5 protein-coding genes, 2 tRNA genes and 3 rRNA genes are annotated in these 13644 nt (G+C 61.6%); 2 read left to right on the forward strand and 8 right to left on the reverse strand.

Features of this window, described 5'->3' with window-relative positions:
- Positions 1–46 precede the first annotated feature (46 nt).
- A complete protein-coding gene (locus tag ACJ7IV_RS14665; RefSeq protein ID WP_483865007.1) occupies positions 47–2893 on the forward strand; it encodes a valine--tRNA ligase in 2847 nt (948 codons plus the stop codon).
- A 241-nt stretch (positions 2894–3134) separates the two neighbouring features.
- Here the strand turns inward: ACJ7IV_RS14665 and rrf are convergent.
- The 6 genes from rrf to tyrS form a co-directional block, all read right to left on the reverse strand.
- Positions 3135–3250: ribosomal RNA gene (gene rrf / locus ACJ7IV_RS14670) — 5S ribosomal RNA — on the reverse strand.
- An 82-nt stretch (positions 3251–3332) separates the two neighbouring features.
- Positions 3333–6219 (reverse strand): 23S ribosomal RNA (locus tag ACJ7IV_RS14675).
- 217 nt (positions 6220–6436) lie between these two features.
- A tRNA-Ala gene (locus tag ACJ7IV_RS14680) sits at positions 6437–6512 on the reverse strand.
- A gap of 86 nt (positions 6513–6598) precedes the next feature.
- Positions 6599–6675, reverse strand: a tRNA-Ile gene (locus tag ACJ7IV_RS14685).
- Between the two features lie 97 nt (positions 6676–6772).
- A 16S ribosomal RNA gene (locus ACJ7IV_RS14690) occupies positions 6773–8311 on the reverse strand.
- The 16S, 23S and 5S rRNA genes sit together here with 2 tRNA genes alongside, the layout of an rRNA operon.
- A 561-nt stretch (positions 8312–8872) precedes the next feature.
- On the reverse strand, positions 8873–10072 hold the full coding sequence (gene tyrS / locus ACJ7IV_RS14695; protein WP_483865008.1) for a tyrosine--tRNA ligase: 1200 nt from the start codon (positions 10070–10072) through the stop codon (positions 8873–8875).
- A 114-nt stretch (positions 10073–10186) separates the two neighbouring features.
- On the opposite strand from tyrS, the gene ACJ7IV_RS14700 reads away from it, so the two are divergent.
- Positions 10187–11341 (forward strand): anhydro-N-acetylmuramic acid kinase, encoded by a 1155-nt coding sequence (locus tag ACJ7IV_RS14700; RefSeq protein WP_483865009.1) that lies wholly within the window; start codon positions 10187–10189, stop codon positions 11339–11341.
- Positions 11342–11362: 21 nt separating this feature from the next.
- Here ACJ7IV_RS14700 and ACJ7IV_RS14705 read toward each other — a convergent pair whose 3' ends face one another.
- Positions 11363–12508: a PilT/PilU family type 4a pilus ATPase gene (locus ACJ7IV_RS14705; RefSeq protein ID WP_483865010.1), complete on the reverse strand. Its 1146-nt coding sequence runs from the start codon at positions 12506–12508 to the stop codon at positions 11363–11365.
- A 50-nt stretch (positions 12509–12558) separates the two neighbouring features.
- Complete coding sequence (locus tag ACJ7IV_RS14710) at positions 12559–13587, reverse strand: type IV pilus twitching motility protein PilT (RefSeq protein ID WP_282042355.1); 1029 nt, start codon at positions 13585–13587, stop codon at positions 12559–12561.
- Positions 13588–13644 lie beyond the last annotated feature (57 nt).

The raw sequence follows: 13644 nt of genomic DNA on the forward strand, positions 1-13644 counted from the left end.
TCCGGCCATCTGGCCGGCGGTGATCATTTCTGGACCCGGAACGCCCATGGACAAGACCTACCAACCCGCGCAGATCGAATCCCGCTGGTACCAGCGCTGGGAGGCCGATGGCCGCTTCGCCCCCGCAGGCGAGGGCGAGCCCTACTCCATCATGATCCCGCCGCCCAATGTCACCGGCAGCCTGCACATGGGTCACGCCTTCCAGGACACCATCATGGACACCCTGATCCGCTGGCGGCGGATGCAGGGGCGCAACACCCTGTGGCAGGTGGGCACCGACCACGCCGGCATCGCCACCCAGATGCTGGTGGAGCGCAAGGTCGCCGCGGAAGAGGGCAAGAGCCGCCACGACCTCGGCCGCGAGGCCTTCATCGACAAGGTGTGGGAGTGGAAGCAGGAATCCGGCGGGCATATCACCCGCCAGCTGCGTCGCATGGGGGCCAGCGTCGACTGGAGCCGCGAACGCTTCACCATGGACGACGGCTTCTACAAGGCAGTGCAGGAGGTCTTCGTGCGCCTCTTCGAGGAGGACCTGATCTACCGCGGCAAGCGGCTGGTCAACTGGGACCCGACCCTGCACACCGCCATCTCCGATCTCGAGGTGGAGAACCGCGACCAGCAGGGCAGCTTCTGGCACTTCCGCTACCCGCTGGCCGACGGCGCCACCACAGACGACGGCAAGAACCATCTGGTGGTCGCCACCACCCGCCCCGAGACCCTGCTTGGCGATACCGGCGTGGCGGTGAACCCCGAGGATCCGCGCTACGCCTCGCTGGTGGGCAAGTTCGTTACGCTTCCGCTGGTGGGGCGCCGGATCCCCATCGTGGCGGATGAACATGCCGACATGGAGAAGGGCTCGGGCTGCGTTAAGATCACCCCGGCCCACGACTTCAACGACTACGAGGTGGGCCGTCGCCAGGGCTTGCCGCTGATCAACGTCTTCACCCAGGACGCATCGATCCTTGGGCGCGCCGAGGCCTTCGATATCCAGGGCCGTCCGCTGGCCGAGATCGACACGAGCCTGCCCGAGGCCTACGCCGGCCTCGACCGCTTCGCGGCCCGCGCACTCATCGTCGCCGACATGGAGGCCGCAGGCCTGCTCGAGCAGGTGGAGACGGTGAACAACACCCTCCCCTATGGCGACCGCAGTGGCGATGTCATCGAGCCGCTGCTCACCGATCAGTGGTTCGTCGCCGTGGAGAGCCTGGCCAGGCCGGCCATCGAGGCAGTGGAGAAGGGCGATATCCAGTTCGTCCCCAAGAACTACGAGAACATGTACTTCGCCTGGATGCGCGACCTGCAGGACTGGTGCATCTCCCGCCAGCTGTGGTGGGGGCACCGTATTCCCGCCTGGTACGACGCCGAGGGCAACGTCTATGTGGCTCGCAGCGAGCAGGAGGCCCGCGAGAAGCACGGACTGCCTGCCGACCTCGAGCTGAACCAGGACGAGGACGTGCTGGACACCTGGTTCAGCTCGGGGCTGTGGACCTTCGGGACCCTGGGCTGGCCGGAACAGACCGAGGAACTCAAGACCTTCCACCCTTCCAGCGTGCTGGTCACCGGCTTCGACATCATCTTCTTCTGGGTCGCGCGGATGATCATGCTGACCCTGAAGTTCACCGACGAGGTGCCCTTCAAGCAGGTCTATGTGCACGGCCTGGTACGTGACGGTCAGGGCCAGAAGATGTCCAAGTCCAAGGGCAACGTGCTCGACCCCATCGACCTGATCGACGGCATCGAGCTGGACACGCTGGTGGAGAAGCGCACCGGCAACATGATGCAGCCCCAGAAGGCCAAGGCCATCGCCAAGGCCACGCGCAGCGAGTTCCCGGAGGGCATCGAGCCCCACGGTACCGATGCGCTGCGCTTCACCTTCCTCTCCCAGGCCACCACCGGACGCGATATCAAGTTCGACATGGGCCGCCTGGATGGCTACCGCAACTTCTGCAACAAGCTGTGGAACGCCTCGCGCTATGTGCTGATGAACGCCGAGGGCGAGGATACCGGCCTGGCTGGTGATGCGATCGAGCTGTCCCTGGCCGATCGCTGGATCCTCTCGCGTCTGCAGCAGACCGCCGCCCAGGTGACCAGGGCCATGGAGGAGTTCCGTTTCGACCACGCCTCCCAGGCGCTCTACGAGTTCGTCTGGAACGAGTACTGCGACTGGTACCTCGAGCTCTCCAAGCCGGTACTCTGGGACGACAACGCCAGCCTCGAAGCCAAGCGTGGTACCCGCCAGACCCTGGTACGCGTGCTGGAAGCCATCCTGCGCCTGGCCCACCCGATGATGCCCTACATCTCCGAGGAGATCTGGCAGCGCGTGGCGCCGCTGGCCGGCACCTTCCAGGGCGCGGGCGACTCCATCATGGCCCAGCCCTGGCCGACCGCCGACGAGGCGCTGCTCGATGAGGGCGCCACCCGGGATATCGAGTGGCTCAAGGGGGTGATCGTGGCGGTACGCAATATCCGCGCCGAGATGAACATCGCCCCGGGCAAGCCCCTCGACGTGCTGCTCACCAAGGGCGGCAGTGCCGATCGCGAGCGTCTGGAAGCCAATCGCCTGTTCCTGGCCAAGCTGGCCAAGCTGGAGAGCGTCGAGTGGCTGGATGATCCGCAGCAGGCGCCGCTCTCGGCCACCCAGCTGGTTGGCGAGATGGAGGTGCTGGTGCCCATGGCCGACCTCATCGACAAGGAGGCAGAACTGGCCCGCCTCGACAAGGAGATCGAGAAGCAGGACAAGCTGATCGGCGGCATCGAGAAGAAGCTTTCCAACGAAGGCTTCGTGGCCAAGGCTCCCGCCGCGGTGGTGGAGAAGGAGCGCGGCAAGCTCAACGATTTCCTGGCCTCCCGGCGCTTGCTGGCGGAGCAGCGCGACAAGATCGCCGCCCTCTGAGCCGACCCAGCGCCCGTCTGACCCGAGCCCGGCCGATGGCCGGGCTTTTTACTGCCTGCCGACCGTGCGGTGGAGCCAGCCATGGAATGCCCCGAACGCAAAAAGCCCCGAGCATCTCACGATGCTCGGGGCTTTTCTGAATAAGTGCCTGACGATGATCCGGGCGGCGCTCCGCTACTCTCCATGGGGAGACCCCTGGAACGACGAAACCCCAGCCATGGGCTGGGGTTTCTGAATAAGTGCCTGACGATGACCTACTCTCACATGGGGAGACCCCACACTACCATCGGCGCTGAGCGGTTTCACTGCTGAGTTCGGCATGGGATCAGGTGGTTCACGCTCGCTATGGTCGTCAGGCGAAAAACGGTGATTCATGCTGACGAGACACGTCTCTTGCGTATCCGGCGTCGTGGGTCATCACAGACCCCTTGGGTGTTATATGGTCAAGCCTCACGGGCCATTAGTACCGGTTAGCTCAACGCCTTGCAGCGCTTCCACATCCGGCCTATCAACCAGCTGGTCTCGCTGGGCCCTTCAGGAGGCTCAAGGCCTCGGGGAGATCTCATCTTGAAGGGGGCTTCCCGCTTAGATGCCTTCAGCGGTTATCCTGTCCGCACATAGCTACCCGGCAATGCCACTGGCGTGACAACCGGAACACCAGAGGTGCGTCCACTCCGGTCCTCTCGTACTAGGAGCAGCTCTTCTCAAATCTCCAACGCCCACGGCAGATAGGGACCGAACTGTCTCACGACGTTCTAAACCCAGCTCGCGTACCACTTTAAATGGCGAACAGCCATACCCTTGGGACCGACTTCAGCCCCAGGATGTGATGAGCCGACATCGAGGTGCCAAACACCGCCGTCGATGTGAACTCTTGGGCGGTATCAGCCTGTTATCCCCGGAGTACCTTTTATCCGTTGAGCGATGGCCCTTCCATACAGAACCACCGGATCACTAGAACCTACTTTCGTACCTGCTCGACGTGTCTGTCTCGCAGTCAAGCACCCTTATGCTCTTGCACTCACTGCACGATTTCCAACCGTGCTGAGGGTACCTTCGTGCTCCTCCGTTACGCTTTGGGAGGAGACCGCCCCAGTCAAACTACCCACCACACACGGTCCTCGATCCGGATAACGGACCTGAGTTAGAACGCCAATGATGCCAGGCTGGTATTTCAAGGTTGGCTCCACCCGAACTGGCGTCCGGGTTTCCAAGCCTCCCAGCTATCCTACACAAGCAACATCAGCGTCCAGTGTGAAGCTATAGTAAAGGTTCACGGGGTCTTTCCGTCTAGCCGCGGGTACACAGCATCTTCACTGCGATTTCAATTTCACTGAGTCTCGGGTGGAGACAGCGTGGCCATCATTACGCCATTCGTGCAGGTCGGAACTTACCCGACAAGGAATTTCGCTACCTTAGGACCGTTATAGTTACGGCCGCCGTTTACCGGGGCTTCGATCAAGAGCTTCGCTTGCGCTAACACCATCACTTAACCTTCCGGCACCGGGCAGGCGTCATACCCTATACGTCCGCTTACGCGTTTGCAGAGTACTGTGTTTTTAATAAACAGTTGCAGCCACCTGGTATCTTCGACCGCCTCGTGCTCCGGCCGCAGGGCCTTCACACTAACGCGGCGTGCCTTCTCCCGAAGTTACGGCACCATTTTGCCTAGTTCCTTCACCCGAGTTCTCTCAAGCGCCTTGGGATTCTCACCCTGACCACCTGTGTCGGTTTGGGGTACGGTCCCACTGTATCTGAAGCTTAGAGGCTTTTCCTGGAAGCGTGGCATCGATGACTTCCTGACCGTGGTCAGTTCGTCTCGTCTCTCGGCCTTGAGGATCCGGATTTGCCTGAATCCTCAGCCTACTGACTTTCACCAGGACTACCAACGCCTGGCTCACCTAGCCTTCTCCGTCCCCCCATCGCAATACAGTGAGGTACGGGAATATTAACCCGTTTCCCATCGACTACGCCTTTCGGCCTCGCCTTAGGGGCCGACTCACTCTGCTCCGATTAGCGTCGAACAGAAACCCTTGGTCTTCCGGCGGGGGAGTTTTTCACTCCCCTTGTCGTTACTCATGTCAGCATTCGCACTCGTGATACCTCCAGCAGACCTCTCGATCCACCTTCATCGGCTTACACGACGCTCCTCTACCGCTCGTCATTCGACGAACCCGTAGCTTCGGTACCTGGTTTGAGCCCCGTTATATCTTCCGCGCAGGCCGACTCGACTAGTGAGCTATTACGCTTTCTTTAAAGGATGGCTGCTTCTAAGCCAACCTCCTAGCTGTCTGAGCCTTCCCACATCGTTTCCCACTTAACCAGGATTTCGGGACCTTAGCTGACGGTCTGGGTTGTTTCCCTTTTCACAACGGACGTTAGCACCCGCTGTGTGTCTCCCACGCGTCACTCACCGGTATTCGGAGTTTGCCTCGGGTTGGTAAGTCGGGATGACCCCCTAGCCGAAACAGTGCTCTACCCCCGGCGGTGCTACGTGAGGCGCTACCTAAATAGCTTTCGAGGAGAACCAGCTATCTCCGGGCTTGATTAGCCTTTCACTCCGATCCACAAGTCATCCAAATCTTTTTCAACAGATCCTGGTTCGGTCCTCCAGTTGATGTTACTCAACCTTCAACCTGCTCATGGATAGATCGCCCGGTTTCGGGTCTATTCCCAGCGACTGGTCGCCCAGTTAAGACTCGGTTTCCCTACGCCTCCCCTATACGGTTAAGCTCGCCACTGAAAATAAGTCGCTGACCCATTATACAAAAGGTACGCGGTCACATGACATGCATGCTCCCACTGCTTGTACGCATACGGTTTCAGGATCTATTTCACTCCCCTCTCCGGGGTTCTTTTCGCCTTTCCCTCACGGTACTGGTTCACTATCGGTCAGCCAGGAGTATTTAGCCTTGGAGGATGGTCCCCCCGTCTTCAGTCAAGGTTTCTCGTGCCCCGACCTACTCGATTTCACATGATCAGATTTTCGACTACGGGGCTGTCACCCACTATGGCCGCGCTTCCCAACGCGTTCGTCTAATCAGTCACATGCTTAAGGGCTGGTCCCCGTTCGCTCGCCGCTACTGGGGGAATCTCGGTTGATTTCTTTTCCTCAGGGTACTTAGATGTTTCAGTTCCCCTGGTTCGCCTCCCGACACCTATGTATTCAGTGCGGGATACCCAGCTTACACTGGGTGGGTTTCCCCATTCAGAGATGCCCGGGTCACAGGTTGTTTGCCACCTCGCCGAGCCTTATCGCAGGCTTCCACGTCTTTCATCGCCTCTGGCTGCCTAGGCATCCACCGTATGCGCTTCATCGCTTGACCATATAACCCCAAAGGGTCTGGTCCGCGATGACACACGACATTGCCGGATACGCTTGAGACGTATCTCGTGTTCTTTCCTTGCGGAAAGAACGTTTGTCAGCATGAATCACATTGTTAAAGAGCAGACTGTCAATCGACAGTCATAAACCGGTCATTGCGCTGTGCAAGGATGGCTTATGACTGCGGATCCGATCAGGTAAGACTGTGGGGTGGGAGATGGTGGAGCCTAGCGGGATCGAACCGCTGACCTCCTGCGTGCAAGGCAGGCGCTCTCCCAGCTGAGCTAAGGCCCCGAAGATAATTTGTGTGAGACAAGGCGCCTCGATGCGACGCATAGCCTGCTATGCGAGAGTCGGAGCAACGCAGTATCACGCAAATTTGGTGGGTCTGGGCAGATTTGAACTGCCGACCTCACCCTTATCAGGGGTGCGCTCTAACCAACTGAGCTACAGACCCGGCTTCCAACCACTGGGTCGCTGACCCAAACAGTCTTTTGCTCTGGTCGATCAGGTAATTCATTGTGAGCACTTGCCGACAGTCGGAGACATATCGGTAAGGAGGTGATCCAGCCGCAGGTTCCCCTACGGCTACCTTGTTACGACTTCACCCCAGTCATGAACCACACCGTGGTGATCGCCCTCCGAAGTTAGGCTAACCACTTCTGGTGCAGTCCACTCCCATGGTGTGACGGGCGGTGTGTACAAGGCCCGGGAACGTATTCACCGTGACATTCTGATTCACGATTACTAGCGATTCCGACTTCACGGAGTCGAGTTGCAGACTCCGATCCGGACTGAGACCGGCTTTTCGGGATTAGCTCCACCTCGCGGCTTCGCAACCCTTTGTACCGGCCATTGTAGCACGTGTGTAGCCCTACTCGTAAGGGCCATGATGACCTGACGTCGTCCCCACCTTCCTCCGGTTTGTCACCGGCAGTCTCCCTAGAGTTCCCACCATTACGTGCTGGCAAATAGGGACAAGGGTTGCGCTCGTTACGGGACTTAACCCAACATTTCACAACACGAGCTGACGACGGCCATGCAGCACCTGTCTGTGCGTTCCCGAAGGCACCAATCCATCTCTGGAAAGTTCGCACGATGTCAAGAGTAGGTAAGGTTCTTCGCGTTGCATCGAATTAAACCACATGCTCCACCGCTTGTGCGGGCCCCCGTCAATTCATTTGAGTTTTAACCTTGCGGCCGTACTCCCCAGGCGGTCGACTTATCGCGTTAACTGCGCCACAAAGGTCACAAGGACCCCAACGGCTAGTCGACATCGTTTACGGCGTGGACTACCAGGGTATCTAATCCTGTTTGCTACCCACGCTTTCGCACCTCAGCGTCAGTGTCAGTCCAGAAGGCCGCCTTCGCCACTGGTATTCCTCCCGATCTCTACGCATTTCACCGCTACACCGGGAATTCTACCTTCCTCTCCTGCACTCTAGCCTGACAGTTCCGGATGCCGTTCCCAGGTTGAGCCCGGGGCTTTCACAACCGGCTTATCACGCCGCCTACGCGCGCTTTACGCCCAGTAATTCCGATTAACGCTCGCACCCTCCGTATTACCGCGGCTGCTGGCACGGAGTTAGCCGGTGCTTCTTCTGTGGGTGATGTCCTCCCTCGAGGGTATTGGCCCCGAGGATTTCTTCCCCACTGAAAGTGCTTTACAACCCGAAAGCCTTCTTCACACACGCGGCATGGCTGGATCAGGCTTTCGCCCATTGTCCAATATTCCCCACTGCTGCCTCCCGTAGGAGTTCGGGCCGTGTCTCAGTCCCGATGTGGCTGATCATCCTCTCAGACCAGCTACGGATCGCGGCCTTGGTGAGCCATTACCTCACCAACTAGCTAATCCGACATAGGCTCATCCGATAGCGCAAGGTCCGAAGATCCCCTGCTTTCTCCCGTAGGACGTATGCGGTATTAGCCTGGGTTTCCCCAGGTTATCCCCCACTACCGGGCAGATTCCTATGCATTACTCACCCGTCCGCCGCTCGACGCCTGGAAGCAAGCTTCCATCGTTTCCGCTCGACTTGCATGTGTTAGGCCTGCCGCCAGCGTTCAATCTGAGCCATGATCAAACTCTTCAGTTTAAGATCATAAGTGCTTGAAGTAGCACCAAACTTGGCTCAAGGTTCAAACGTTCTCAAATAGATCCGAAGATCTATGACGAGTCGCTTGCCTTGATGGTTCAATGACATGATCACCGAGCCATCGACAAGCGCCCACATGAATTACCTGATCGATTGTTAAAGAGCGGCTTCAAACCCTATTGGGTGAAGCGTCTCGCTTGCTGCCGGCCGGAGCGGACTCCGTGTCGCCAGCGCCCTGCGAGGAAGGCGTATTCTACCGATTCGCGTCAGCGTGTCAAGCGGTGGTTGGCGATGCGCTGCATCCCGTCCATATCCCGCTGACTGCCCATCTCATCCTTCCGAGATGGCTGCGAATCCAGTGGCGCACATTCTACCGAACGTGCCGTGATTGTCAATCGGAATATTTCGAAGGGATTCGAAAAACTCCAAGCAGAACAATCACTTCTGCCACTTCCACCGCCTGCAACGTGTGCCCGTCGCCGGCAGCGGATGCGTACTTTACGGCTTTCCCCGGCGGCGTGCAATACCTTCGGATAAAAAGTTTCGGGAGCATGACACTCCCTACTTGAGCACGACCCGGGCATACCGCTTCTTGCCCGCCTGGATCACATAGCTGCGGCCGGTCTCCAGCATGTGATCACGCGCCACCGCCTCGCCATCGACCTTGACCCGGCCATTGCCGAGCATGTCCTTGGCCTGGGCACTGTTCCTTGTCAGCCCGGAGCGGTTGAGCACGGCAGCGATCGGTGCCTGGGCACCGCCCTCGAAGTCCACCTCGATCTCGGGGAGGTCCTCGGGAAGCTCACCCTCGGCCAGCTGGTTACCGGCGGAGCGGTGGGCGTTGGCCGCGGCTTCCTCGCCGTGGTAGCGAGCGATCAGCTCACGCGCCAGGACCATCTTGATGTCGCGCGGGTTGGCGCCCGCCTCCACGTCGCGCTTGAGCGCCTCGATCTCCTCGTTGGGCTTGAGGGAGAGCAGCTCGAAGTAGCGCCACATCAGGCTATCGGGCATCGAGACCAGCTTGTTGAACATCGCGCCCGGCGCCTCGTCGACACCCACGTAGTTGCCCAGCGACTTGGACATCTTCTGCACGCCGTCGAGCCCTTCCAGCAGCGGCATGGTGACCACCACCTGGGGCTCCATGCCGAAGTGCTTCTGGATCTCGCGCCCCATCAGCAGGTTGAACTTCTGATCGGTGCCGCCCAGCTCGATATCCGCCTTCAGGGCCACCGAGTCGTAGCCCTGGACCAGCGGATAGAGGAACTCGTGGATGGAGATCGACTGCCCCCCCTTGTAGCGCTTCTCGAAGTCGTCCCGCTCGAGCATGCGAGCCACCGTGCTCTGCCCGGCCAGCTCGATCATGTCGGCGGCACTCATGGCGGTGAACCACTCGGAGTTGAAGCGCACCTCGGTCTTGTCGGCGTCGAGGATCTTGAACACCTGCTCCTTGTAGGTCTGGGCGTTGGCCTTGACCTCCTCCTCGGTAAGGGGCTTGCGGGTGACGTTCTTGCCGGTGGGGTCGCCGATGCGACCGGTGAAGTCGCCGATCAGGAAGATGATCTCGTGCCCCAGGTCCTGGAACTGGCGCATCTTGGTCAGCAGCACGCTGTGTCCCAGGTGCAGGTCCGGGGCGGTCGGATCGAAGCCCGCCTTGATGCGCAGCTTGCGCCCGGACTCCAGCTTCTTGACCAGCTCCTCCTCCAGCAGGATCTCCTGGGTTCCCCGCTTCAGCAGCGCCAGCGCGCTCGCCACATCGCTCATCGTCTCCTACTCCACGTATCAGGTTGCCCGGCCCCGATGAGGCCATCGAATGGGGCAGGATGGTAGCATGAGTCGACGCTCTGCGCTGACGCCACACTGCCCCGGGAGACCGCCATGCCCCTATATATCGGCCTGATGTCCGGCACCAGCCTGGACGGCATCGATGCCGCCCTGGTGGAGATCGATGACAGGCCAGCCGGGGGCCACCCCCGCCTACTCGCCAGCCACGCCGAGCCGATGCCGGCAGCGCTGCGGTCGCGGCTCTGGGAGCTCTGCCACGCCGAGCGCGTCGGATTCGCCGAACTGGCGGCGGCCGAGGAAGCATTCTGTCGGCTCCAGGCAGAGGCCGTGATCGCCCTGTTGGCCGCCAGCGGAACAGCGCGCGAGGCGGTAGTGGCCATCGGTAGCCATGGCCAGACCGTCGAGCACGCCCCTTATGGACATCCCGATGGGAGCCATGCCAATGGCCCCGCCTACACCCTGCAGCTCGACAACCCCAGCCGGCTGGCCGAACTCACCGGGATCGCCGTGGTGGCCGACTTCCGGCGTCGCGACCTGGCGGCGGGTGGCCAGGCGGCTCCGTTGGCACCGGCCTTCCATGAGGCGCTGTTCCGCGATCGCCACGAGTGGCGGCTGGTGCTCAATCTGGGTGGCTTCGCCAACCTGACGCTGCTGCCCCCCGGTGAAGACGAACGCGCCCCCCTGGGATTCGACTCGGGGCCGGCCAACGCCCTGCTGGACGCCTGGCACGCCCGCCACCGCGGCGGCGCCTTCGACGCGGACGGCGCCTGGGCCGCCTCGGGACGGGTCGACGAGACGTTGCTGGCACGCCTGCTGGAGGAGCCCTTCTTCCATCTGCCGCCACCGCGCAGCACCGGTCGCGAGCTCTTCCATCTCGATTGGCTGGAGAAGCGACTGGGCGGAGAGGAGCGCCCCGAGGATGTGCAGGCGACCCTCGCCGAGCTGACTGCGGCGAGCGTCGCGCTGGCGGTGGAGATGGCCCGGGAGCGGTTCGATGCCCCGCCGGCGGCGCGGCTGATTCCCTGTGGCGGCGGCGCCCACAACCGCGACCTGCTGGGGCGACTGGCCCGCCGCCTGCCCGAGGCAACCCTCGGCGACAGCGCCGAGTGGGGCTGGCCGGCCGACTGGCTGGAGGCCGGCGCCTTCGCCTGGCTGGCCTGGCGACGACTGGCCGGACTCCCGGGCAACCTGCCCAGCGTCACCGGTGCCGCCGGCCCCCGGGTACTGGGAGGGGTCTACGCCGCCTGATCGCCGCCCCTCGGCAGCGGTTCAGAAGTCGTCGTCACGCTTCAGTGAAAGCTGACTGGCGGCTTCCTTGGCCTGACCGATCCCCTCGCTAGCTTCCCCACCGCCATACTTGATCATCATGCGCAGGTCGTTGGCCGAGTCGGCGTGCACCAGCGCCACCTCCTCGGAGATCTTGCCCGCCTTGAACAGGTCATAGAGGGCCTGGTCGAAGGTCTGCATGCCGAGATCCCGCGAGCGCGACATGACGTTCTTGATCTCGGAGACCTCCCCCTTGCGCACTAGGTCACCGATCAGCGGCGACTTGAGCATGATCTCGATGGCCGGACAGCGCCCGCCATCCAGCGTGGGCAGCAGCTGCTGGGCGACGATGGCACGCAGGTTGAGCGACAGGTCGAGCCACACCTGGGCGTGCCGTTCGATGGGGAAGAAGTTGATGATGCGATCCAGCGCCTGGTTGGCGTTGTTGGCGTGCAGCGTGGCCAGGCAGAGGTGGCCGGTCTCGGCGAAGGTCAGGGCGTGCTCCATGGTCTCGCGAGTCCGCACCTCGCCGATCAGGATCACGTCCGGCGCCTGGCGCAGGGTGTTCTTGAGCGCCACCTCGAAGGATTCGGTGTCGATGCCCACCTCGCGCTGGTTGATGATCGCCTTCTTGTGCGGATGCACATATTCGATGGGATCCTCGACGCTGATGATATGCCCGCCCAGGGTCTCGTTGCGCTGCTGGATCATCGACGCCAGGGTGGTCGACTTGCCGGTGCCGGTGCCGCCCACCACGAACACCAGACCGCGCTTGTTATTGGCCAGGTCACCGAGCGTGGAGGGCAGCGACAGCTCCTCCAGATGGGGAATCTCGAAGCCGATGCGCCGGATCACCATGGCCTTCTGGTTACGCTGCTGGAAGGCGCTGACACGGAAGCGCCCCTTGCCCTTGAGGCTGAGCGCGAAGTTGGCCTCGTGCTCGGCCTCGAAGCGGGCCATCGTCACCTCCGGGATGGTGGCGTTGACCAGTTCGTTGACCTGCTGAACGCTGAGCCCCTGCTCGCCCATGGGGGTGAGCTTGCCGGCCATCTTGATGGTCGGCGGCGCCCCCACCGAGATCAACAGATCCGAGGCATCCTTCTGCACCATGATGTCCAGCAGCTGGTTGAGCCACTCTTGAGCCGTCATGTCCCTGCTCCCTCTGCCTGTAGTGTCGTTCTGTCTCGCTCCTGACTCGCTCAGATCAGGCCCTTGGCCTTGGCCTGGGCCTCGTCACGAGCCACCACGTTGTCCGTCACCAGCTTGGCCAGGGCGGCATCGAGGGTCTGCATGCCCAGGTTGCCGCCGGTCTGGATGGCCGAGTAGATCTGCGCCACCTTGTCCTCGCGAATCAGGTTACGCACCGCCGCGGTGGCGACCAGGATCTCGTGGGCCGCCACCCGGCCCCCACCCATGCGCTTGAGCAGCGTCTGGGAGATCACCGCCTGCAGCGACTCCGAGAGCATCGAGCGCACCATGGACTTTTCGTCGCCGGGAAAGACGTCGATGATCCGGTCGATGGTCTTGGCGGCGGAGGTGGTATGCAGGGTGCCGAACACCAGGTGGCCGGTCTCGGCCGCGGTGAGCGCCAGGCGGATGGTTTCCAGGTCACGCAGCTCACCGACCAGGATGATGTCCGGATCCTCACGCAGGGCACTGCGCAGAGCCGGGGCGAAGCCATGGGTGTCGCGGTGCACCTCGCGCTGGTTGACCAGGCAGCGCTTGCTGCGGTGGACGAACTCCACCGGGTCCTCGATGGTCAGGATATGCTCGTAGCGGTTGTCGTTGATGTAATCGATCATCGCCGCCAGGGTGGTGCTCTTGCCCGAGCCGGTGGGGCCGGTGACTAGGACGAGGCCACGCGGCAGCATGGAGAGCTGGCGGAATGTCTGACCCATCCCCAGGTCCTCGAGGGTCAACACCTCGGTGGGGATGGTACGGAACACCGCCCCCGCACCGCGGGCCTGGTTGAAGACGTTGACACGAAAGCGCGAGATGCCCGGCACCTCGAAGGAGAAGTCGGTCTCGAAGAACTCCTCGTAGTCGCGGCGCTGCCGATCCGCCATGATGTCGTAGATCAGCTTGCGGACCTCGCGATCCTCCATGGCCGGCACGTTGAGCCGGCGGATATCGCCATCCACGCGAATCATCGGCGGCAGGCCAGCCGATAGATGGAGGTCGGAGGCGTTCTGCTTTGCCGAGAACGCCAGCAGTTCGGTAATATCCATGCGTTTTCCCTGCTCCCGATGTGGTGCGTCTTGTGAGGTCCAGTATGACAGAGCTTG

This window comes from Halomonas sp. C10-5, assembly GCF_057169305.1.